Annotated in this window: 23 protein-coding genes; 11 read left to right on the plus strand and 12 right to left on the minus strand. The window is 63.8% G+C overall.

Features of this window, described 5'->3' with window-relative positions; genetic code table 11:
* The first annotated feature begins 99 nt into the window (after positions 1 to 99).
* The 7 genes from JCM7686_RS00885 to JCM7686_RS00915 are packed head-to-tail and all read left to right on the plus strand — an operon-like array spanning position 100 to position 6350.
* Complete coding sequence (locus tag JCM7686_RS00885) at positions 100 to 1014, plus strand: histone deacetylase family protein (RefSeq protein WP_041527471.1); 915 nt, start codon at positions 100 to 102, stop codon at positions 1012 to 1014.
* A complete protein-coding gene (locus JCM7686_RS00890) occupies positions 1014 to 1250 on the plus strand; it encodes an exodeoxyribonuclease VII small subunit (protein ID WP_020948978.1) in 237 nt (78 codons plus the stop codon). The genes JCM7686_RS00885 and JCM7686_RS00890 overlap by 1 nt, the downstream gene beginning before the upstream one ends.
* A complete protein-coding gene (locus tag JCM7686_RS00895; RefSeq protein ID WP_020948979.1) occupies positions 1251 to 2114 on the plus strand; it encodes a polyprenyl synthetase family protein in 864 nt (287 codons plus the stop codon). It abuts the gene before it with no gap.
* 24 nt (positions 2115 to 2138) lie between these two features.
* Entirely contained in the window at positions 2139 to 4070 is a 1932-nt protein-coding gene (gene dxs / locus JCM7686_RS00900; RefSeq protein ID WP_020948980.1) for a 1-deoxy-D-xylulose-5-phosphate synthase, read from the plus strand.
* On the plus strand, positions 4067 to 4993 hold the full coding sequence (locus JCM7686_RS00905) for a restriction endonuclease (RefSeq protein WP_020948981.1): 927 nt from the start codon (positions 4067 to 4069) through the stop codon (positions 4991 to 4993). The genes dxs and JCM7686_RS00905 overlap by 4 nt, the downstream gene beginning before the upstream one ends.
* 2 nt (positions 4994 to 4995) lie before the next feature.
* Positions 4996 to 5709, plus strand: coding sequence for a VIT1/CCC1 transporter family protein (locus JCM7686_RS00910; protein WP_020948982.1), 714 nt, complete (start codon positions 4996 to 4998; stop codon positions 5707 to 5709).
* 11 nt (positions 5710 to 5720) lie between these two features.
* Positions 5721 to 6350, plus strand: coding sequence for a COG3650 family protein (locus tag JCM7686_RS00915; RefSeq protein WP_020948983.1), 630 nt, complete (start codon positions 5721 to 5723; stop codon positions 6348 to 6350).
* Between the two features lie 3 nt (positions 6351 to 6353).
* Here JCM7686_RS00915 and JCM7686_RS00920 read toward each other — a convergent pair whose 3' ends face one another.
* From JCM7686_RS00920 to JCM7686_RS00930, 3 genes are all read right to left on the minus strand, one after another.
* A complete protein-coding gene (locus tag JCM7686_RS00920; RefSeq protein WP_041527031.1) occupies positions 6354 to 6839 on the minus strand; it encodes a MarR family winged helix-turn-helix transcriptional regulator in 486 nt (161 codons plus the stop codon).
* Between the two features lie 295 nt (positions 6840 to 7134).
* Positions 7135 to 8019, minus strand: a complete 885-nt coding sequence (locus JCM7686_RS00925; protein WP_020948985.1) for an SDR family oxidoreductase — start codon at positions 8017 to 8019, stop codon at positions 7135 to 7137.
* Entirely contained in the window at positions 8016 to 9002 is a 987-nt protein-coding gene (locus JCM7686_RS00930; protein ID WP_020948986.1) for an LLM class flavin-dependent oxidoreductase, read from the minus strand. The genes JCM7686_RS00925 and JCM7686_RS00930 overlap by 4 nt, the downstream gene beginning before the upstream one ends.
* A 102-nt stretch (positions 9003 to 9104) precedes the next feature.
* Here JCM7686_RS00930 and JCM7686_RS00935 point away from each other — a divergent pair, with 102 nt between their 5' ends.
* The 3 genes from JCM7686_RS00935 (at position 9105) to JCM7686_RS00945 (ending at position 12155) form a co-directional block, all read left to right on the plus strand.
* Positions 9105 to 10589 (plus strand): AMP nucleosidase, encoded by a 1485-nt coding sequence (locus JCM7686_RS00935; protein WP_020948987.1) that lies wholly within the window; start codon positions 9105 to 9107, stop codon positions 10587 to 10589.
* 144 nt (positions 10590 to 10733) lie between these two features.
* Entirely contained in the window at positions 10734 to 11033 is a 300-nt protein-coding gene (locus JCM7686_RS00940) for an HU family DNA-binding protein (protein WP_020948988.1), read from the plus strand.
* 204 nt (positions 11034 to 11237) lie between these two features.
* A complete protein-coding gene (locus JCM7686_RS00945) occupies positions 11238 to 12155 on the plus strand; it encodes a DMT family transporter (RefSeq protein WP_020948989.1) in 918 nt (305 codons plus the stop codon).
* Here the strand turns inward: JCM7686_RS00945 and JCM7686_RS00950 are convergent.
* Positions 12110 to 12703, minus strand: a complete 594-nt coding sequence (locus tag JCM7686_RS00950; RefSeq protein WP_020948990.1) for a glutathione S-transferase family protein — start codon at positions 12701 to 12703, stop codon at positions 12110 to 12112. The genes JCM7686_RS00945 and JCM7686_RS00950 overlap by 46 nt on opposite strands.
* Before the next feature lie 69 nt (positions 12704 to 12772).
* Between JCM7686_RS00950 and JCM7686_RS00955 the strand changes: the two genes are divergently transcribed.
* Positions 12773 to 13495 carry a helix-turn-helix transcriptional regulator gene (locus JCM7686_RS00955; protein WP_020948991.1) on the plus strand — a complete coding sequence of 241 codons (723 nt, stop codon included), beginning with the start codon at positions 12773 to 12775 and terminating at the stop codon, positions 13493 to 13495.
* Positions 13496 to 13603: 108 nt separating this feature from the next.
* On the opposite strand, the gene JCM7686_RS00960 is transcribed toward JCM7686_RS00955, so the two are convergent.
* The 8 genes from JCM7686_RS00960 to JCM7686_RS00995 form a co-directional block, all read right to left on the minus strand.
* Positions 13604 to 14326 (minus strand): outer membrane protein, encoded by a 723-nt coding sequence (locus JCM7686_RS00960; protein WP_020948992.1) that lies wholly within the window; start codon positions 14324 to 14326, stop codon positions 13604 to 13606.
* Positions 14327 to 14495: 169 nt separating this feature from the next.
* Positions 14496 to 16934 (minus strand): DNA topoisomerase (ATP-hydrolyzing) subunit B, encoded by a 2439-nt coding sequence (gyrB, locus tag JCM7686_RS00965; RefSeq protein WP_020948993.1) that lies wholly within the window; start codon positions 16932 to 16934, stop codon positions 14496 to 14498.
* 109 nt (positions 16935 to 17043) lie between these two features.
* Complete coding sequence (locus tag JCM7686_RS00970) at positions 17044 to 17379, minus strand: DUF1491 family protein (protein WP_020948994.1); 336 nt, start codon at positions 17377 to 17379, stop codon at positions 17044 to 17046.
* Between the two features lie 48 nt (positions 17380 to 17427).
* Positions 17428 to 18351 carry a GTPase Era gene (gene era / locus JCM7686_RS00975; protein WP_020948995.1) on the minus strand — a complete coding sequence of 308 codons (924 nt, stop codon included), beginning with the start codon at positions 18349 to 18351 and terminating at the stop codon, positions 17428 to 17430.
* Positions 18348 to 19037, minus strand: coding sequence for a ribonuclease III (gene rnc / locus JCM7686_RS00980; RefSeq protein ID WP_020948996.1), 690 nt, complete (start codon positions 19035 to 19037; stop codon positions 18348 to 18350). Before rnc ends, era begins: the two co-directional genes overlap by 4 nt.
* Positions 19034 to 19825 carry a signal peptidase I gene (gene lepB / locus JCM7686_RS00985; RefSeq protein WP_020948997.1) on the minus strand — a complete coding sequence of 264 codons (792 nt, stop codon included), beginning with the start codon at positions 19823 to 19825 and terminating at the stop codon, positions 19034 to 19036. Before lepB ends, rnc begins: the two co-directional genes overlap by 4 nt.
* Before the next feature lie 90 nt (positions 19826 to 19915).
* The gene (gene acpS / locus JCM7686_RS00990; RefSeq protein ID WP_020948998.1) at positions 19916 to 20338 is read right to left on the minus strand and encodes a holo-ACP synthase; all 423 of its coding nucleotides are present in this window, start codon (positions 20336 to 20338) and stop codon (positions 19916 to 19918) included.
* 9 nt (positions 20339 to 20347) lie between these two features.
* Positions 20348 to 21088 (minus strand): pyridoxine 5'-phosphate synthase, encoded by a 741-nt coding sequence (locus JCM7686_RS00995; protein ID WP_020948999.1) that lies wholly within the window; start codon positions 21086 to 21088, stop codon positions 20348 to 20350.
* Positions 21089 to 21093: the final 5 nt, after the last annotated feature.

Consider the following 21093-nt stretch of genomic DNA (forward strand, 5'->3'; position numbering starts at 1 on the left):
TCCTAGCCTGAGCGTGACGGGCGGGGAGGGCCTGTGGCCGGTTTCGGCCCGACCTTCGCCGCGCTGCCTGACGCCACGCAAGACGAAGCCGAGGACCGCATGACGCTGCTTTACACTCACCCCTCGGCCTGGGCGCATCTGACGCCCGAAGGTCATCCCGAGCAGGTCGCGCGGATGGATGCGGTGCGCGATGCGCTGGAAAGCGCCGTGCTGGAACGCCGCGAAGCCCCGCGCGCAGGCGATGCCGATCTGCTGCGCTGCCATCCGCAAGCCTATCTCGACCGCATCCGTGATAGCCTGCCCGATGAGGGCATACGGATGCTCGATGGCGATACCTATATCTCGCAAGGCGGGTTTCAGGCCGCGCGTCATGCGGTGGGCGGTGTCTGTCAGGCGGTCGATGACGTGCTGGCCGGACGCGCGCCCAATGCCTTTGTCGCCATGCGCCCGCCGGGGCACCACGCCGAACGCGAGACGCCGATGGGCTTTTGCATCTTCGGCTCGGTCGCGATTGCGGCCAAGCGGGCGCTCGATCATCACGGGCTCGACCGGGTGGCGGTGCTCGATTTCGATGTCCATCACGGCAATGGCACGCAGGATCTGCTCTGGGACGAAAAGCGCGCCTTCTTCGCCTCGACCCATCAGATGCCGCTGTTTCCGGGGACGGGAAAGGCCAGCGAGCGCGGCGAGTTCGGCCAGATAATGAACCTGCCGCTGGCCCCCGATACCGGCGGGGCCGAAGCGCGCGCGGCATGGCGCGCGATTGCGGGGCAGGTCGAGCGGTTCCGTCCGCAGCTTGTGCTGATCTCGGCAGGTTTTGACGCCCATCGCGACGACCCGTTGGCCAGCCTGAATTGGGACGAAAGCGACTTCACCGCGATCACCCGGATGATCTGCGATGCGGCAACGGCGCATTCGGCTCCGGTGGTATCCGCGCTCGAAGGCGGTTATGATCTTGGCGCTTTGGGCCGCTCGGTGCGCGCCCATGTCGATGTTCTGACAGAGGTGGCCTGATGACCGAGATCGAAACCATGTCCTTTGAAGAGGCGATGAAAGAGCTTGAGGCGACGGTCGGCAAGCTGGAACACGGCGATGCGACGCTGGAAGATTCGATCAAGCTTTACGAGCGCGGCGCGCTTTTGCGCGCGCATTGCGAAAAGCGTCTGCGCGAGGCCGAAGAGCGGGTCGAGAAGATCACTTTGGCCGCGAATGGTCAGCCCAATGGCACGGTCCCGGTCGAGGGCCTGTAAATGCAAGCTCGTCTGGACGCGGTGAAGGCCGAGGTCGCGCTTGCGCTCGAGCAGGCGATTCTGGCTTTCCCGGCGGGGGAATTGCGCGAGGCGATGGGTTACGCCTGCACGGGCGGCAAGCGCATCCGCGCCTTTCTGGTGATGGAATCGGCGCGGCTTCACAATGTCCCCGATAGTGCCGCCTTGCCGGTCGCCGCCGCCGTCGAGGCGCTTCATGCCTATAGCCTTGTCCATGACGATCTGCCCGCGATGGATGACGACGATCTGCGGCGCGGCCAGCCCACGACCCATATCCGCTTCAACGAGGCGACCGCGATTCTCGCGGGCGATGCGCTGCAAAGCATGGCCTTCGGGCTTTTGGCCTCTGACGCGGTCGGCTCGGCTGCGGTGCGCGTCGCTTTGGTGCAGGCCTTTGCCGATGCGGTCGGCGCGCGCGGCATGGTCTATGGCCAGATGCTCGACATCGCCGCCGAAAGCGCGGACCAGCCGCTGACGCTCGAGGAAATCACCCGGCTGCAAGACGGCAAGACCGGCGCGCTGATCGCTTTTTCGGCGATGGCGGGTGCGCTTCTGGCCGGGGCCGATCCTGCGCCTTTGGCGCAATATGCGCGCAATCTGGGCCTTGCGTTTCAGATTGCCGATGACATCCTTGACGTGACCGGCGACGAGGCCGCGACCGGCAAGCGCGTCGGCAAGGATGATGCGGCGGGCAAGGCCACCTTCGTGTCGCTGCTTGGCCTGGAAGGCGCCCGGGAGATGGAGCGGGATCTGATTGCGCGCGGCAATGCCGCACTTGTGCCCTATGCAGAACGGGCGGGAAACTTGCGGGAGCTTGCGCGTTTCGTTATCGAGCGACACGCCTGACATGCCACCCGAATGGGGAAGCCAATGACCGACGACAGCCAGCAGGACCGGCCCAAGACGCCGCTGCTCGATAGGGTGAATCTGCCCTCTGACCTCAAGAGCCTCTCGGATGGCGAGCTGCATCAGCTGGCCGATGAGTTGCGCGCCGAGACGATCAGCGCGGTTTCCGTCACCGGCGGTCATCTGGGCGCGGGCTTGGGCGTGGTCGAGCTGACCGTGGCGCTTCATGCCGTCTTTGACACGCCGCGCGACAAGATCATCTGGGACGTGGGCCATCAATGTTATCCCCACAAGATCCTGACCGGCCGCCGCGACCGCATCCGCACCCTGCGGATGGAGGGCGGGCTGTCGGGTTTCACCAAACGCTCGGAAAGCCCGTTTGACCCGTTCGGGGCCGGGCATAGCTCGACCTCGATCAGCGCCGGGCTTGGCTTTGCCATGGCGCGCGAGCTTGGCGGCGATGCGGGCGATGCGATTGCCGTGATCGGCGACGGCGCCATGTCGGCGGGCATGGCCTTCGAGGCGCTCAACCATGCGGGCGATCTGGGCAAAAGGCTGTTCGTTGTCCTCAATGACAACGAGATGTCGATTGCGCCCCCGGTCGGCGCGCTCTCGCGCCATTTGACCAAGCTTTATGCCGAAGGGCCGTTTCAGGATCTGAAATCGGTGGCCAAGGGCGCGGTCAGCTTCCTGCCCTCGCCGCTGCAGGAAGGGGCGCGCCGCGCGAAGGAAATGCTCAAGGGCATGGCGGTCGGCGGGACCTTGTTCGAGGCTCTGGGCTTTTCCTATATCGGGCCGGTCGATGGCCATGATCTCGACCAGCTCCTGCCGCTCTTGCGCACGCTCAAGACGCGCGCCTCGGGGCCGGTGCTGATCCATGTCGTGACGAAAAAGGGCAAGGGCTATGCCCCCGCCGAAGCCGCCGCCGACAAGGGCCATGCCACCGCGCGCTTCAATGTGCTGACCGGCGCGCAGGCCAAGGCCAAGTCGAATGCGCCGAGCTATACCTCGGTCTTTGCCCGCGCTCTGGTCGATCAGGCCAGCCGCGACGACAAGATTGCCGCCGTGACCGCCGCCATGCCGGATGGCACCGGGCTCAACCTCTTCGCCGAGCGTTTCCCGCGCCGCTGCTTTGACGTGGGCATTGCCGAGCAACATGCCGTGACCTTTGCCGCCGGGCTTGCGGCGGGGGGGATGAAACCCTTCTGCGCGCTTTATTCGACCTTCCTGCAACGCGGTTACGACCAGATCGTCCATGATGTCGCGATCCAGCGCTTGCCGGTGCGTTTCGCCATCGACCGCGCTGGTCTGGTCGGCGCGGATGGTGCGACCCATGCGGGCGCCTATGACATTGCCTTCCTGAGCAATCTGCCCGGCATGGTGGTCATGGCCGCCGCCGATGAGGCGGATCTCGTCCATATGGTCGCCACCGCCGCCGCGCATGATGAGGGTCCGATCGCCTTCCGCTACCCGCGCGGTGAAGGCACCGGCGTCGAAATGCCCGAGCGCGGCATTCCGCTGGAGATCGGCAAGGGCCGCATGATCTCTGAGGGGCGTCGCGTCGCGATCCTGTCCTTCGGCACGCGGCTCTCGGAAGTGCTGGTCGCGCGCGAGGCCCTGGCCGCGCGCGGGATCGAGCCGACGATTGCGGATGCGCGTTTCGCCAAGCCTCTGGACCGCGAGCTGATCCTGCGGCTCGCGCGTGAGCATGAAGCGCTGATCACCATCGAAGAGGGCGCGCTCGGCGGTTTCGGCAGCCATGTCGCACAGCTTTTGCTGGAAGAAGGCGCGCTCGACGGCGGGCTCAAATTCCGCCAGATGGTCCTGCCCGACACTTTCATCGACCATGCCGATGCCAAGGCGATGTATCGCGATGCCGGGATGAACGCCGCCGATATCGAGCGCAAAGTGCTTGAGGTCATGGGAGTCGCGCAGATCGGAGAGCGACGGGCGTGAGCGCGCAGGAGCTTCCCCGCTTCGAGGAGCTGATGCTTCCGGTGCTCGAACTCATTGCCGAGCATCGGAAAACCGTCGCTGACTGCCTACCCGAGATCCAGAAGCGCTTTCACCTGACGGCGGAGCAGATGGACGAGCTGTTACCCAGTGGCAAGCAGACGACGATCAGCAATCGCATCCATTGGGCGCGCAATTATATGAAGCACGCCGGGCTGGTCGAGCCGATCGCGCGCGGGCAATATAAGATCACGCCGCTTGGCCAGCAGCTTCTGGTGCAGAAGCCAGAGAAAATCGACAAGACCGTGCTCGAAGGCTACCCGCTCTATCAAGCATGGCGCTCACAGGATGCAGAGAAAGCGCCTGCCAGCGCATCGCATGGGGTGCCTCCGGTTGAGGTCGAGACCCCAGAGGAACGGATCGAAGCGTCTTTTCGGCAGTTGGACGAGGCGCTGACCGAGGATCTTCTGACGGCAGTCCTGTCACTGACGCCCGCGCGTTTCGAGCAGTTGATCGTCGAGTTGCTCTTGGCCATGGGATATGGTGACGGGCGTGCCGAGATGGGGCAGGCGATTGGCAAATCCGGCGATGGCGGGATCGACGGTGTCGTGAACGAGGATAAGCTCGGGCTCGATGCGGTTTATATTCAGGCCAAGCGCTATGCTCCTGAAAACACCGTTGGCCGTCCCGCACTTCAGGCCTTCATCGGTTCGATGACGGGCGAAAGCGCGACCAAGGGCGTCTTCGTGACGACTTCGAGTTTCTCGAAAGAGGCGCAGGATTACGTGCGCCGCGTCCAGCAAAGGGTCGTCCTGATCGACGGGCCGCGTTTGGCGCGGCTGATGATCGATCATGGGGTCGGCGTGAAAGTCGACCAGACCTATGTTCTGCGCTCGGTTGACGCGAATTTCTTTGATATCGTCTAGCAATGACGCTCAACACGCATCCCGATGCCCATCCCGACGACCCCCATTACATCAGCCGCGCGGGATGGTTGCGGGCGGCGGTGTTGGGGGCGAATGACGGGATTGTCTCGATTGGTTCGCTGCTGATCGGCGTCGCCGCGGTGACCGCCACGCCCGAGCCGGTTCTGGTCGCCGGGGTGGCCGGATTGGTCGCCGGGGCGATGTCGATGGCGGCGGGTGAATATGTTTCGGTCTCGTCGCAGGCCGATATCGAACATGCCGACATCCGGCGCGAAAGCCGCGCCCTTCACGCCGATCCCGAGATTGAGCTCGAAGAGCTCATCCGCATCTATGAGGCGCGGGGCCTTGCCCCGGATACCGCACGTTTGGTCGCGGTCGAGCTGACCGAACATGATGCACTTGGCGCCCATCTGCGCGACGAGCTGGGCCTCAGCGAGGTGCATTCCGCCAATCCGACGCTGGCCGCTGCGGCCTCGGGCGTGACCTTCACCGTGGCCGGGCTGGTGCCGCTTTTGGGCGCGGCTCTGGCGCCCGAGGGGCAGATCATTCCGGCGGTGCTGGTGATGACGCTGATCGCGCTTGCGGCGCTTGGCGTGATCGGCGCGAAGGCCGGAGGCGCGCCGCTGCGCCGGGCGGTGATCCGGGTGCTTGTCTGGGGCGTGGCGGCCATGGCCATCACCGCGCTGGTCAGCCGTCTCTTTGGTGTAGCCGCATGAAAGGAAATCCGATGCTGCGTTCCCTGAGCCTTGCGCTTGCGCTTTTTGCGGCGGTCCCGGCCTTTGCCGCGCCCGCCGCGGTTCTGCCCGGTCTGGCCGACGTCGCCGATGTTGCGGCCAATGACGTGCTGAATGTGCGCGCCAAGCCCGATGCCAAATCCGAGATCGTGACCACGCTTGCCCCGAATGCCAAGGGCGTCGAGGTGCTCGGCTTCGATCCGACCGGCAAATGGGCCAAGGTCAGCATTTCGGAAAGCACCGGCTGGGCCTCGGGGCGGTTTTTGCGGCTGCGCAAGGATCTCTGGCCCGCCGATGGCGTGCCCGCCAGCCTGATCTGCTCGGGCACCGAGCCGTTCTGGAGCCTGCGCCGCACGCCCGCGGGCATGGAGTTTTCGAGCCCGGACAGCCCAGTCCAGCGGCTTGAGCTGCGCAAGGTCATGGCGCGCGGCATTGACGGAGATGCGACGCGCGGACTGATCGCGGGCAACAGCGAGGGCCGGGTCACGGCGGTGATCCAGCCCGAAATCTGCTCGGATGGCATGTCGGATCGCAGCTTCGGTCTCAGCGCGACGCTGATTCTCGACGGCAGTGCGAAAAGCGCGCAGATGCTGTCGGGCTGCTGCTCGGTGGTGCCGCGCTGAGGTTTAGGTCTCGACCGACCCGTTGCTGACGGCGAGGTCGAGATTCTTGCGCAGGCTTTTGAGTTCTTGCACGAGCTCGCCGACCTGACCGCGCGTCATCTGGGTCGCGGCGCCCAGACATTGCATGACCTGACCGACCTGCGGCTGCACCGCGCGGCCCGATTCGGTCAGGGACACCAGCACCCGCCGCTCATCCTGAGGATCGCGGCGGCGCTCGACCATCTCCATCTTTTCGAGACGTTTCAGCATCGGCGTCAGCGTATTGGTTTCCAGCGCAAGTTGCTCGCCAATCTCGCCAATGGTCACATTGTCCCGGTCCCACAGCACCATCAGCACCAGACATTGCGGATAGGTCAGGCCAAGCGCGTCCAAAGGCGCGCGGTAGGCCCGGTTGAAAGACAGCGCCGCAGCATAGGTCGCAAAGCAGAGCTGATGCTCTAGCCCAAACACCGGCGGATCGTCGGCAGAGATGTAATCGTTATCGCTCATGAGCAGGATATTAAATCGCACGCGATTTAATCGCAAGGCTTGACATCTCTTTGTCATGGGAATATCGCTTCCGATTAGATCGTGCGCGATATGAATGAGTAACGGCGGTTGTACGGGCCGGGTGCCGTGGGTGGTTAACGAGTAAGCTGGTTTGTTGTGGTCAGCGGTGATTGGGTCGAAACGAGTAACCTGTTGAAAAAGCGGCCTGCCCGGGATGTTCCGGGCAGGCCGCTTGTGTTTTGGGGCGCGTGATCCGCCCGCATGTCAGGGCGGGCGGGATCATGGCATTGCCGCTTTAGGCTGCGGCATTGCCCTCGGATGCGGCCAAAGCGGCCAGCCCGGCGCGGTAATCGCCATAGCGCAGATGAACCCCAAGCTCGTCGAGGATCCGGCGATTCGAGACGCGCTTGCTGTCGGCATAGAAAGAGCGCGCCATCTCGGTCATCTCGGCCGTGTCAAAGGCCTCGAGCGGGGGCGGCGGCAGGCCGATCAGCCCTGCGGCATGGGCGATGACATCCTCGGGCGGAGCCGGGTCATTGTCGCAAACATTGTAGATCCGGCCCGGTGCGGCTGCGGGATGCTCGATCGAGGCCAGCAGCACCTGCGCGATATCCTCGACATGGATGCGCGAGAAGATCTGGCCCGGTTTGACGATCCGGCGCGCGGTGCCGTTTGTCAGCTTGGCGAAGGGCCCGCGACCGGGGCCATAGATTCCGGCCAGACGGAAGATATGCAGGGGCAGGTTATGGGCCTCGGCCAGAGCCTGCCATTCCGCCTCGGCGCGAACACGTTCCGCGCCCCGCTGCGTGCTGGGGGCGAGGGCGGTCTCTTCATCGACCCAATCGCCCTGACGATCACCATAAACCCCGGTGGTCGAAAGATAGCCGATCCAACGCGCCGGGCTTGCAGCGATGCGCCCGGCGAATTCGGCCAGAACCGGATCGCCCTCGGCGCCCGGCCCGGCCGATACGAGAATCGCATCAGCCTGTCCGATTGCCTGAGCGACGGCGTCATCCTCTCCGGGCCAGAGCAGCGGAACCGCGCCCCGAGCCGAAATCCGCGCCCGGTTCGAGCGCGTCGTTCCCGTCACCTGCCAGCCTTTGGCGAGCAGAAGCGGCGACAGATAGCCAGCGGTGTAACCGTGGCCGAGGATCAGCATCCGTCCTGTGATGGCGTTCATAGGTTTCCTTTCAAGATCTCCGCAGCCATTTCGAAAGATCGAACCCGGGCTGCGGGGTCGTGGATGTTCCCGACGAGAATGAGCTCGTCGGGCTTGTAGGTCTCCACCAGTTCCGCCAGTCGGGCACGCACCGTCTCGGGTGCGCCGACTGCGCTGACCGACAAAGCTGCCTCGACCGTACGCATGAAATGCGGCGGAATTTCGACAGCGATGTCTTCGACCGGGCGCGGCAAGAGGCCCGGCGTGCCCATGCGCAGCCGCGCGAATTGCAGCTGCTGGGAGGTGCGCAGGAAACGCGCTTCTGCATCGGTGTCAGCGATGATGACATTAACTGCCAGCATGAAATGCGGCTTGGTTCCGAAGGGCGTTTCCTGAAAACGCTGGCGATAGAGGCGCACGGCCTCGGACAGATCGCCCGGCGCGAAATGGCTCGCGAAAGAATAGGGCAGGCCGAGCGCCGCCGCAAGGCTTGCGCCATAAAGCGACGAGCCGAGGATCCAGACCTCGATCTCGCTGTCCTGACCGGGCCAGGCGTGAACAGCCGCCGCCGGGTTCGCCGGGCCGAAATAATTCAGCAGCTGGACCACGTCATCGGGGAAGTCGTCGTTGCGGCCCATGCCCCGGCGCAGCGCCTGCATCACCGCACCGTCGCCACCGGGCGCGCGGCCAAGGCCAAGGTCGATGCGCGGCCCGTGCAGCGCGTAAAGCGTGCCGAATTGCTCGGCAATCGCCAGAGGCGCGTGGTTGGGCAGCATGACGCCGCCCGCGCCGACGCGGATCGTCTTGGTGTGATTGGCAACATGGTTGAGCAGCACCGACGTCGCGGCCGAGGCGATGCCCGGCATATTGTGATGCTCGGCCATCCAATAGCGGTGATATCCTGCGGCTTCGGCAGCTTGCGCCAGCCGGACCGAGTTCTGAAGCGCTTGCGAGATATTGGAGCCTTCGCCCACCGGGGCGAGATCGAGAAGCGAATATTTCATCTGTCACTTTCCTGTCTTTGGCGATGAGATAGGGTCGCGAACCCGCGCTTGCCAGTTCTCGGACCTGCTGGCACTGTCCGGAGAAAGAAGAAGGAATGCGAAATGGAAGCCGAAGCCCGAGTCCTGCCGGTTGTGACCCCCGAGCTGACCACACGCGAGCAGTTCACTGATCCGGTGGCTGCGGTCGATCGTCTGACCGAGCTTTATGACCGCTCGACCGATTTTCTGATCACGCATTTTCTTGAGACCCTCGACGGCGGACGGCCGAAGAACCGCTACCGGGCGTTCTACCCAGAGCTGCGCCTGACCACGGCGCGCCATTCGGTGACGGATTCGCGTCTGGCCTTTGGACATGTTGCGATTCCGGGCAGTTACTCGACCTCGATCACCCGGCCCGATCTGTTCCGCGATTACCTGATCGAGCAGATTGGCCATCTCATCAAGAACCACAATGTCCCGGTGACGGTCGAATACAGCGACACGCCGATGCCGGTCCATTTCGCCGTCGCGATGCGCAGCGGGCTGGCCGTGCCGCAAGAGGGCGTGCTCGATTATTCGTTGCGCGATGTCTTTGACGTGCCCGATCTGGCGACGATGAATGACGATATCGTGAACGGCACCGCGGGCTCGAACCCCGACGGCAGCCGCCCGCTCGCGCCCTTCACGGCGCAGCGGATTGATTACTCGCTGGCGCGGATGTCGCATTACACCGCGACCCTGCCCGAGCATTTCCAGAATTTCGTGATGTTCACGAACTACCAGTTCTATGTCGACGAATTCGAGGCTTTCGCGCGTCAGGCTCTCGCCGATCCGAATTCGGGCTATACCGAATTCGTCGGCCCCGGGAACCAGATCCTGCGCGGGCCGGATGATGTGCTGACGCCGCTGGCGAAGATGCCGCAGATGCCGACCTATCACCTTAAGCGCGGCGATCACGACGGGATCACGCTGGTCAATATCGGCGTCGGCCCCTCGAACGCGAAAACCGCGACCGACCATATCGCGGTCCTGCGCCCCCATGCCTGGCTGATGGTCGGCCATTGCGCGGGGCTGAGAAACAGCCAGCAGCTTGGCGATTTCGTCCTCGCTCATGCCTATCTGCGCGAGGATCACGTCCTCGACGACGATCTGCCGATCTGGGTGCCGATCCCGCCTCTGGCCGAGGTGCAGGTCGCGCTGCAAGAGGCGGTGGCCGAAGTCACCCAGCTCGAGGGCTATGAGCTCAAGCGCATCATGCGCACCGGCACTGTCGCCACCATCGACAACCGCAACTGGGAGCTGCGCGACAACTCTGGCCCGGTCCAGCGGCTTTCGCAGTCGCGGGCGGTGGCGCTCGATATGGAAAGCGCGACGATCGCGGCCAATGGCTTCCGCTTCCGGGTGCCCTATGGCACGCTGCTTTGCGTCTCGGACAAGCCTTTGCATGGCGAGTTGAAGCTGCCCGGCATGGCAACCGAATTCTACCGCACGCAGGTCGCCAATCACCTGATGATCGGGATTCGGGCGATGGAGAAGCTGCGTCAGATGCCCTTGGATCGGATTCACTCGAGGAAGCTGCGCTCGTTTAACGAAACCGCCTTCCTCTAGGGGATTCCGTGACGAAATGCTGGGGAAAACACCGCTTTTCCGCGCAATGCTCTTGAAACTCCCAATAAAACCTTGTGTAGCGACGGGAGTGCCGCCAAGGTGGCGCCCGGAATTTCCCTTAAGGGATCAACGAGGAGACAGAGAATGGCTCAGGCCACTACGAAACCGATGACGAAGACCCAGCTCGTCGCCGCTCTGGCCGAAGAAATGGGCAGCGACAAGAAAACCGCAACCGCTGCTCTGGACGGTATCTCGGCGCTGGTCGCGCGCGTCGTCGCAGAAGGTGGCGCGGTCACGCTGCCGGGTATCGGTAAGGTCGCTTGCCGCGCTCGCCCCGAGCGTCAAGTTCGCAACCCGCAGACGCAAGAGATGATGACGAAGCCGGCCGACAAGGTCGTCAAGATCACCATCGCGAAGGCGCTGAAAGACAGCGTTAACGCCTGATCCGACAGATTTGATCTGTCAGAGATCGCGTTTGCGGGGGCCGTGCTGATCGCGCGGCCCTTTTGCTTTTCTGTCGATGCTTTTCTGGCCGCGCATTTGGGGCCGCACTCTCTGGCCCGTTCCGCCTGCGCCCGCGCCAGCTTTCCCCGCTTGACCTTTCCGCGCCAGAGGGCGACCTCTGGGGCAAGACGAAAGGGACTGACGATGGATTTCCGCGCGATTATCATGGGCGTGGCTTTTGCCCTCATGTGGGCCTCGGCCTTCACCACCACGCGGATCATCGTCACGGCGGCGCCGCCGCTGCTGGCCCTGGTGATCCGCTTTGCCTTGTCGGCGGGCGTCGCCATCGCTTTGGCCTTCGCACTTGGCCAGAGCTGGCGTCTGAGCCGCGCCGAGTGGCGCGCGGTCATCCTTTTCGGGATCTGCCAGAACGTGCTTTACCTCGGGCTGAACTGGGTCGCGATGCAATGGGTCGAGGCCTCGGCGGCGGCGATCATCGCCTCGATGATGCCGCTACTCGTCGCGGTCATGGGCTGGGCGCTGATGGGCGACCGGCTGAAACCGATGGCGGTCGCCGGGCTGGTCATCGGCATGGTCGGCGTCGCGATCATCATGGGCGTGCGCCTGCAACATGGCCTGAACATTCCCGGCACGATCCTGTGCCTGATCGGCGCGGTGGCTTTGGCCGCGGCGACGCTCAGCGCGCGCGGGGCCGGGGGCAGCCCGAATATGATGATGATCGTCGGGCTGCAGATGGCGGTCGGCGCGGTGGTGCTCGTCGTTCCGGCGCTGGCGCTTGAATGGGGCGAGCCGGTCCAGTGGAGCGCGCGCCTGCTTTGGACCTTCGCCTATACCGCGATCGTGCCGGGCATTCTCGCGACCTGGATCTGGTTCCAACTCGTGCACCGGGTCGGCGCGGTGCGGGCCGCCACCTATCACTTCCTGTCGCCCTTCTTCGGGGTGACCATTGCCGCGCTGATGCTGGGCGAGCGCTTCGGTTTCACCGATGTCGCTGGCGCCCTGATCATCGCGGCAGGGATCTTGATGGTGCAGCTCGCGCGGCTTCCCGCCCCAGATCAGGCGTCGAAATCGCGCGCCCAGAGCATCGCCGGCCGCGACTGAATCCGCGCGACCCAATCGGCGATGGCGGGCGTCTTGGGCATTGCCTCGCCAAAGAAGATGAAGGGCGAGGCGATCAGCAGATCGGCGGCCGAGAAGCTGTCACCCAGCAGATAGGGCTGACTGCGCAGCACCTCATCCAGACGTTGCACGGCGGTGTCGTAATCGCGGAAGGTCGCGGCCAACGCGGGATGGATGATCTCGCAGACATTGAAGACCATGACCGGCTCGAGAACGCCCTGATACCACGCGAGCCAGCCGAGATATTGCCCGCGCTTGGGCTGGCCGGGCAGGGGGCCAAGTCTGGCGGCGGGGAACATATCGGTGAGATAGAGCATGATCGCGCCACGCTCGCGGACGTGATCCTCGCCATTTGTCAGATAGGGCACCTTGCCCTCCGGGTGGGGGTTGGACGGGTCGCGGCGGCCAGAGCCATCTTGCCGCGGCACGTCGACCTTGCGGATCTCGACCTCCGTGTCGATCCCCAGCTCTTTGAGCAGGACAAGCACGCTTGAGGAGCGGCTTTGGGGGGCGTGATAAAAGGTCAGCATGTTGTCTCCTTGCGTCTTCTGTGGTCCCATCATACGAGGCTCTGCTGACAGATCGTGACAGGAGCACGCATGGCCCGCACCGACCGTCTCATGCGGCTGATGGACAGCCTGCGCCGCCTGCCTGCGCCGGTCACGGCGCAGCGGCTGGCCGAGGAAACCGGCGTGAGCCCGCGTCAGCTTTACCGCGACATTGCCACGCTCCGCGCCGGAGGGGCGCTGATCGACGGCGAGGCCGGGCTCGGCTATCGCCTGACCGAAGATACTGCTCTGCCACCGCAAAGCTTCTCGCGCCTGGAGATCGAGGCGTTGCAGCTTGCCGTCGGCATTCTCAGCCAGACCGGCGATGGCGATTTGGCTCGCGCCGGAGAAGGGGCGCTTGCCCGGATCATCGCGACGCTGCCCGAGCGGCAAAGCCAGCAGGCGATGCACGCGGTCACGCGCAGCTTTCGCCGTCCTTTGGGGATCGCGGCGCCGCTGATCGACATGGATAGCCTGCGCGCCGCCTGCTGGGACGAGCAAGAGATCCGCATCGCCTATTGCGATCTGCAGGGCCGGGTGACCACCCGGGAGATCTGGCCGCTTGGCCTCTCATATGGCGAGGCCGCACTGATCTTGCTGGCGCGCTGTCAGCTTCGGGGGGATTTCCGGATTTTTCACGTCAATCGCATTCAGACGCTGGCCCTGACCGGCAACAGCTTCCGCCCGCGCCGGGTCAGCCTGTTGCGAGACTATCAGCGTCGGTGGCGCGAGGATCGCGACGCGGCCTGCACCCAGCAGTCGGCAGCAGAGTGACCGGCAAGCCGCAAGGCGCCCAGAGGGCAGGCCGACGGCACGCAAGCGGGCGGGCATGAAAAAAGGGCCGCTTGCTGCGGCCCTTCCTGTCTCGTGTTTCTTGTTGGATCAGAACTGGAAGTTCAGACCGACGCGAACATTGTTGTATTTCGGGGTCGCTTTGGTGATCCCGGCACCGGTATCAAGCGTCTCTTTGCCGAAGTTGGCGTATTCATATTCGCCGGTCAGCGACATACGCTCGGTCAGTTTCTTTTCAACGCCCAGACCGACAACATAGCCGCTGCGGTTGAACGACGTGTCCATCGTGGTCGTCGGGGTGTCGACGGTGTAGTCAACTTTGGCGCGAGCTGCACCGGCCGAACCGTAGATCAGAAGGTCGGGCTGAACAGCGTAGCCAACTTTGGCGCGCAGAGCGAAGACGTTCTTGATTTTCGAGCTGGCGCTGTAGCCATCGTCGGTTGCAAGATCGTTCTTGATGTTGCCGCCTTCGAACGAAACTTCCGGGCCGAACACCCAGTTGCCGTTCTGCCAGCGGTAACCGCCGCGAACGCCGCCGTTGACGCCTTTGAGCTTCAGCTCGCCGAGGTCACGCATGCCGCCAGGGCCATCTTCGTTCAGGCCGACGCGGTCTTTGCCTTGGAAGGCATAGCCGAGCGTGACACCTGCATAGGCGCCCTGCCAGTCACCGACGACCGGAGCAACTTCGATCACCGGGGCAACGACCGGCTCGACGACCGGAGCGTTGTAGCCGCCTGCGTTGGCAGCAAAGCCCGCAACGAGCGCCAGCGGCGCGGAGAGGGCGAGGGTCTTAAGAACTTGGCCACGTTTCATAGTGTGCCTCCGTTTGTTTCTTGCCAGACAATTAGTCCGTTCACGATTTTCAGACAAGGATTCCCGATCTGAAGGGAAGAACCTAGCCGATTGCCGCGGCAAAAACGCAACAATAAACCATAGCGGTCGTCACAAAGAGGATACTCATTCGTCATTAAAATGTGAGCAATTAAATGTCGAGATTTTCGACACTTAGCGCATTTTGTTGAATGAACTCACGGCGCGGTTCAACCACATCCCCCATCAATTTGGTGAATATGTCGTCGGCGTCGCTTAAATCCTCAATACGAACTTGGAGCATGGTTCTTGCTGCGGGATCCAGAGTCGTTTCCCAGAGTTGTTCGGGATTCATTTCACCCAAACCTTTATAACGCTGAAGAGAAAGCCCCTTCTCTCCCTCAAGGAAGATCGCCTGCAAAAGCCCCAGCGGGCCAAAGATCGGCGTGTCGCGGTCCTTGCGGATCAGATGGGCGGGCTTGCTGTAGATCTCCTGCAGCGTCTCTGTCATCGCACCAAGGCGACGGCTTTCGGCGCTGCGCAGCATCTGCCCATCGAGCAGGCGCGATTCCTCGACCCCGCGCAGGATGCGCGACAGACGGATCCCGGCGTCCTGAGTCGGACGACCGCTCCAGCCGCGCTCATATTCCTCGGCAACCAGATCCAGACGGGCCGCGACATCCGAGGCGACGCGCTGCGCATCGGCATCGACGCGACCGGGCAGCAGCGCCCCGGCGATCGCCGCCTGTTCGGTGATCGAGACCGGGTAATGGGTCGGATAGGCGCGCAGGATGCGGCGCACCAGACGCGCCTCATCGACGACGCGGGCCAGATCCTGCCCGATGATCTCCTCGCCCGAGCCAAGCCGCAGCGAGGCGCCCTCGATGCCCTGCTGGATCAAGTAATCCTCCAGCGCGGCCTCGTCCTTCAGATAGACCTCAGACCGGCCCCGCGCGACTTTGTAGAGCGGCGGCTGGGCGATATAGAGATGGCCCGCCTCGATCAGCTGCGGCATCTGACGGAAGAAGAAGGTCAGAAGCAGCGTGCGGATATGCGCGCCGTCGACGTCGGCATCGGTCATGATGACGATCTTGTGGTAGCGCAGTTTGTTCAGATTGAACTCGTCGCGGCCAATGCCGGTGCCAAGCGCGGTGATCAGCGTGCCGATCATCTCTGACGACAGCATCCGGTCAAAGCGCGCGCGCTCGACGTTCAGGATTTTGCCGCGCAGGGGCAGCACGGCCTGATTCTGGCGCGAGCGGCCCTGTTTCGCCGAACCACCTGCCGAGTCACCCTCGACGATGAAAAGCTCGGACAGAGCCGGGTCTTTTTCCTGACAGTCGGCCAGCTTCCCGGGCAGCGAGGCCACGTCCATCGCGGTCTTGCGCCGCGTCAGCTCGCGCGCTTTGCGGGCGGCTTCGCGGGCCAGAGCGGCTTCGATGATCTTGCCGACGATCTGCTTGGCCTCGGTCGGGTTCTCTTCGAACCATTCCGAGAGCTTTTCGTTGACCAGCCCCTCGACCGCCGGACGCACCTCGGACGAGACCAGCTTGTCCTTGGTCTGCGACGAGAACTTCGGATCGGGCACTTTCACCGACAGCACGCAGGTCAGGCCTTCGCGCGCGTCATCGCCGGTAAAGTCGATCTTTTCCTTCTTCGCGATCCCCGAGGTCTGCGCGTAATTGTTGATGACGCGGGTCAGCGCGCCGCGGAAGCCGGCAAGGTGGGTGCCGCCGTCCCGCTGGGGGATGTTGTTGGTGAAGGGCAGCACGGTCTCGTGGTAGCTGTCGTTCCACCACATCGCGACTTCGACGCCGATGCCGCTTTTCTCGCCGGTGATGAAGATCGGGTCTTTCATCACCGCGGTTTTCGAGCGGTCGATGTAGCGCACGAATTCACGCACGCCGCCGTCGTAATGCAGCTCGGTGCGGATCGGCTCGGCGGGGCGCTCGTCTTCCAGAATGATGCGAACGCCCGAGTTCAGGAAGGCCAGCTCGCGCAGGCGGTTTTCCAGCGTCTTGAAGACGTAATCGAGGTTCGAGAAGGTACCGTCCTTGCCGTCTTCCTTGGTCGAGGCGAGAAAGCGCACCTCGGTCCCGGTCTCGCCGGGCTCGGAATCGCCGACGACGCGCAGATGCTCGACCGTATCGCCATGTTCAAAGCGAACGTAATGCTCTTTGCCGTTGCGCCAGATGCGCAGCTCCAGCCAATCCGAAAGCGCGTTCACGACCGAGACGCCGACCCCGTGCAGACCGCCCGAGACCTTATAGCTGTTCTGGTCAAATTTCCCGCCCGCGTGCAGCTGGGTCATGATGACCTCGGCTGCCGAGACGCCCTCGGACGGGTGCATGTCGACCGGGATGCCGCGACCGTTGTCGCGCACCGAAACCGAGCTGTCGGAATGGATTTTCACCCGCACGAAATCGGCGTGACCGGCCAGAGCTTCGTCGATGCCGTTATCGACGACCTCATAGACCATGTGGTGAAGGCCAGAGCCGTCATCGGTGTCGCCGATATACATGCCGGGCCGCTTGCGCACCGCCTCCAGGCCTTTGAGAACCTTGATGGAATCGGCGCCATATTCGGCCGGTGCAATGCTGTCGTCGCTCATGCGGAAATCATCCTGCCTTGGTCTGGCATCTTATAGGGGAAAGGCCCGGCAATGTCACGGGAGAGACCCAAGATTTGGTAATTCCCGGGCGTTTTTTCAAGGATTTGGCCTAAATCAGCCCGTCCTGATCCAGAAGCGTGCGCCCATCCCGGCTTTCGATCTCGATCACCCAGAGATCGGGGTCGAAACCGGCCTGCCGGGCGATGGCTTGATCGACCTCGCGCTCGGGGGCGTCGAGCTGCAAAACCCACGGACGGGTGTCGCTGTCCATATCCCATTCGCGCGACCATAGGCGCGCGCGCCCGTCGAGCGTCGCGCATTTCACCATGATCGCGCCCGCCGTCGCATCGCCCTTGCGCGCGATATAGGCGGGGATATTCGCGAGCCCCAGCCGGGTCAGATAGGCCGAGACCCAAATCCCGGCCGCCAGGCGCGCCTCGGTCAAGGCGCGCGCCGTTCGTGCGCGGTCGGTCTGTCGCGGCTCAGATCGAGATCAGGCATTGCCGTCTTTGAAGTCGAGGCCCATCTCGGTATAGCGCTCGGCCTCGTCCAGCCAGTTCTCGCGGACCTTGACGGTCAGGAAGAGATGGACCGGACGGCCCATGAATTCCTGCAACTCTTGGCGCGCGGCCTGACCGACGGATTTGATCGTCTCGCCGCCCTTGCCCAGCACGATGCCCTTGTGACCGGCGCGGGAGACATAGACGATCTGATCGACGCGGGCCGATCCGTCTTTCTTTTCTTCCCATTTCTCGGTCTCAACGGTGAGCTGATAGGGGATTTCCTCATGCAGCCGCAGCGTCAGCTTTTCGCGGGTGATTTCGGCGGCGATCATGCGCATCGGCAGATCGGCAACCTGATCCTCGGGATAAAGCCAGGCGCTTTCCGGCACGGTCTCCGCGAGCCAATCCAGCAGATCGTCGCAACCATAGCCCTTTTCGGCCGAGATCATGAAGGTGCGCAGGAAAGGGAAGGCCTCGTTTGCCTCATGCGACAGCGCCAGAAGCTGCTCGGCTTTGACGCGGTCGATCTTGTTGATCGCCAGCGCGACCGGGCGGCCCTCGGCCAAGCCCTTGAGCGACTCGATGATGCTTTTCGCGCCTTCGGTCAGGCCGCGATGGGCCTCGATCAGCAAGACGATGACATCGGCATCCGAAGCCCCGCCCCAAGCGGCGGCGACCATCGAGCGGTCGAGACGGCGGCGCGGGCGGAAGATGCCGGGGGTGTCGACGAAGACGACCTGACTGTCGCCCCGCATGGCAATGCCGCGGATGCGCGCGCGCGTCGTCTGGACCTTGTGGGTGACGATCGAGACCTTGGCCCCGACCATCCGGTTGAGCAAGGTCGATTTGCCGGCGTTCGGTTCCCCGATCAGGGCGACGAAACCGGCGCGGGTGTTGGCGGTGTCTGCGGTCATGCTTGAGACTCGATCTGGCCGAGCAGGACCGATGCGGCCGCTTGCTCGATGCTGCGTTTGGTTCCGGCGCCTTGGGCGATGGCGCTGCGGCCATCGTCAAGCTTGACGGTGATTTCGAATTCGGGCGCATGGTCAGGGCCACTGCGTCCGGTCTGGAGATATTGCGGCGGCTTCATCCCCTGCGCCTGCGCCCATTCCTGAAGCGCGGTTTTGGGGTCGCGGGCATCGTCGTCCACGGTTTCAAGGCGGCTTTCCCACAAGCGCAGGATCACGGCCTTGGCAGTCTCGAACCCGGCGTCGAGATAGATCGCGGCCAGAACCGCCTCCATCGCATCGGCCAGAAGCGCTTCTTTGCGCCGCCCGCCAGAGACCATTTCCGAGCGCCCGAGCTTCAGCACATCGCCAAGCCCGATTTCCCGCGCCACGGCGGCACAGGTCTCGCCGCGCACCAGCGCATTATAGCGCGGCGCAAGCTGGCCTTCGGTCGCCTTGCGGTCGGCCAGCACCAAAGCCTCGGCCATGGTCAGGCCCAGCACGCGGTCGCCCAGAAATTCAAGCCGTTGGTTGTCGGGCCGGGTCGGGCTGCCGACAGAGCCATGAGTCAGCGCCCGGATCAGCAGATCGGGGCGCTTGAAGTCATGGCCAAGCTTTGCCGAGAAGGCGCGAATGTCGTCCGAAATCTTCAATGAACCGCCTTGAGGAAACGGTCGGGCCGCCAGGTCCAGAAGGACAGGAGCGATTTCCCGGCCGAGGAGAAGAGGATAAGATCGGCGCGGCCGACCAGATATTCCGCCGGCACGAAACCCACCCCGCCCGAGGCTTGCGAGAAACGCGAATCCTCGGAATTGTCGCGGTTGTCGCCCATGAAGAAATACTGGCCCTCGGGGACCGAGAATTCGGGCGTGTTGTCGACGATCCAGCCATCGGTGATGTTGAGCACATCATGCTGGCGACCGTTCGGCAGGGTCTCGATATAGCGGTCGACCTTGCATTCGCCGCCCGGCGGGACCGGGTCGTTGGTGCAGGTCGGAACCAGACCTTGCGGGCCTTGCGGCTCTTTCTTTTCAATGAACTGGCCGTCGGGCTGCTGCGGCGCCGCGGTGCCGTTGATGTAAAGAATGCCGTCCTTCATCTGGATCGTGTCGCCGGGCAGGCCGACGAGACGCTTGATGAAATCGACGCCCTTGGTCGGGTGGCGGAAGACGACGACATCGCCGCGCTCGGGGTCAGAACCCAGGATGCGGCCCGAGATCGGGCAGGCCGAGAAGGGGCAGGAATGTTTCGAATAGCCATAGGCCATCTTGTTGACGAACAGGAAGTCGCCGATCAGCAGCGTGTCCTTCATCGAGCCCGAGGGAATCCAGAAGGGCTGGAAGAACAGCGTCCGGAACAGGGCCGCGATGACAAGCGCCCAGAAGATCGTCTTCACGGTTTCCCAGATACCGCCTTGCTTCTTCGCCGTGCTGTCGGCCATGTTCTGCGTTTCCTGTGTCAGGGTGTCCGGCTGTTCATGGTCCCGTGACAGGGGCAAAGTCAAGCGTGGCAGGGCACGCGCGCGCAGGCGTTACCCGGCAAAAGGGCTCTTTTCGCCCTCTCGCAGCGCCTCGATCACCACGAAAGCCTGCGCCCAAGGGTGGTCGTCGGTCAGGGTGACATGGATCACCGCGTGATGACCTTCCGGGGTCATGGCGGCCAGACGCTCGGCCGCCCAGCCGGTCAGATGCATCACCGGCTGTCCCGAATGCAGATTGCCGACCGCCATATCCTTCCACGAAATCCCCATCGCGAGCCCGGTGCCGAGCGCCTTCGAACAGGCCTCTTTCGCGGCCCATCGTTTCGCCAGAGTTCCGGCCTCGTCCTTGCGGCGCGCGGCCTTGGCCAGTTCGGTTTCGGTGAAGACGCGATTGCGGAAACGGTCGCCGTGGCGGGCAAGAACCCCGGCGATCCGCTCGATATTGGCCAGATCAGTGCCGATGCCAAGGATCATGGCGCGTCCTCAGTCCAGACTGCGCGCCAGATCCATGCGGCGGCGCATCTCGCGGATGGCCTCGCCAAGACCGGTGAACAGCGCCTCCGAGATCAGGAAATGGCCGATGTTCAGCTCTTTGATCTGCGGCATGATCGCGATCGGCCCCACGGTGTCGAAGGTCAGCCCATGGCCCGCGTGAACCTCGAGCCCCAGCTCATGCGCCAGTTCCGCCCCGCGCTTGAGGCCCTCAAGCTCGGCGTCACGTTCCGCAATGCGGCCCTCGGTGTCGAAATCGCAATAGGCGCCGGTGTGCAGCTCGACCACCGCCGCGCCGATCCGCGCAGCTGCCTCGATCTGGCGCGGCTCGTGGCCGATGAACAGCGACACCCGGCTGCCCGCCTCGCGCAAAGGCGCGATGTAATCGGCCAGCCGCGCTTCGTCCTTGGCGACATCAAGTCCGCCCTCGGTCGTGCGCTCTTCGCGCTTTTCCGGGACCAGACAGACCGCATGGGGCCGGTGGCGCAGCGCAATCGCCTGCATTTCGGCGGTCGCGGCCATTTCTAGGTTCAAGGGCAAGCGCAGATGCGCGACGAGATTGTCGATATCGGCATCGGTGATATGGCGGCGGTCTTCGCGCAGATGGGCGGTGATGCCGTCGGCCCCCGCGGCTTCGGCGATCTGAGCGGCGCGCAACGGATCGGGCCAAGGCGTGCCGCGCGCATTACGGACGGTTGCGACGTGATCGATATTGACGCCAAGGCGAAGCATGAGTT

This window comes from Paracoccus aminophilus JCM 7686, from assembly GCF_000444995.1.
GTDB classification, from domain to species: domain Bacteria; phylum Pseudomonadota; class Alphaproteobacteria; order Rhodobacterales; family Rhodobacteraceae; genus Paracoccus; species Paracoccus aminophilus.

Coding starts and splice junctions, on each gene's coding strand:
- JCM7686_RS00955 (WP_020948991.1), top strand. CDS start 12,773: ATGGCCCGCACCGACCGTCTCATGCGGCTGATGGACAGCCTGCGCCGC.
- JCM7686_RS00960 (WP_020948992.1), bottom strand. CDS start 14,326: ATGAAACGTGGCCAAGTTCTTAAGACCCTCGCCCTCTCCGCGCCGCTG.
- JCM7686_RS00890 (WP_020948978.1), top strand. CDS start 1,014: ATGACCGAGATCGAAACCATGTCCTTTGAAGAGGCGATGAAAGAGCTT.
- JCM7686_RS00930 (WP_020948986.1), bottom strand. CDS start 9,002: ATGAAATATTCGCTTCTCGATCTCGCCCCGGTGGGCGAAGGCTCCAAT.
- JCM7686_RS00995 (WP_020948999.1), bottom strand. CDS start 21,088: ATGCTTCGCCTTGGCGTCAATATCGATCACGTCGCAACCGTCCGTAAT.
- JCM7686_RS00920 (WP_041527031.1), bottom strand. CDS start 6,839: ATGAGCGATAACGATTACATCTCTGCCGACGATCCGCCGGTGTTTGGG.
- gyrB (WP_020948993.1), bottom strand. CDS start 16,934: ATGAGCGACGACAGCATTGCACCGGCCGAATATGGCGCCGATTCCATC.
- JCM7686_RS00950 (WP_020948990.1), bottom strand. CDS start 12,703: ATGCTGACCTTTTATCACGCCCCCCAAAGCCGCTCCTCAAGCGTGCTT.
- era (WP_020948995.1), bottom strand. CDS start 18,351: ATGACCGCAGACACCGCCAACACCCGCGCCGGTTTCGTCGCCCTGATC.
- JCM7686_RS00910 (WP_020948982.1), top strand. CDS start 4,996: ATGACGCTCAACACGCATCCCGATGCCCATCCCGACGACCCCCATTAC.
- JCM7686_RS00915 (WP_020948983.1), top strand. CDS start 5,721: ATGCTGCGTTCCCTGAGCCTTGCGCTTGCGCTTTTTGCGGCGGTCCCG.
- JCM7686_RS00885 (WP_041527471.1), top strand. CDS start 100: ATGACGCTGCTTTACACTCACCCCTCGGCCTGGGCGCATCTGACGCCC.
- JCM7686_RS00895 (WP_020948979.1), top strand. CDS start 1,251: ATGCAAGCTCGTCTGGACGCGGTGAAGGCCGAGGTCGCGCTTGCGCTC.
- lepB (WP_020948997.1), bottom strand. CDS start 19,825: ATGGCCGACAGCACGGCGAAGAAGCAAGGCGGTATCTGGGAAACCGTG.
- dxs (WP_020948980.1), top strand. CDS start 2,139: ATGACCGACGACAGCCAGCAGGACCGGCCCAAGACGCCGCTGCTCGAT.
- JCM7686_RS00940 (WP_020948988.1), top strand. CDS start 10,734: ATGGCTCAGGCCACTACGAAACCGATGACGAAGACCCAGCTCGTCGCC.
- JCM7686_RS00925 (WP_020948985.1), bottom strand. CDS start 8,019: ATGAACGCCATCACAGGACGGATGCTGATCCTCGGCCACGGTTACACC.
- JCM7686_RS00945 (WP_020948989.1), top strand. CDS start 11,238: ATGGATTTCCGCGCGATTATCATGGGCGTGGCTTTTGCCCTCATGTGG.
- JCM7686_RS00935 (WP_020948987.1), top strand. CDS start 9,105: ATGGAAGCCGAAGCCCGAGTCCTGCCGGTTGTGACCCCCGAGCTGACC.
- acpS (WP_020948998.1), bottom strand. CDS start 20,338: ATGATCCTTGGCATCGGCACTGATCTGGCCAATATCGAGCGGATCGCC.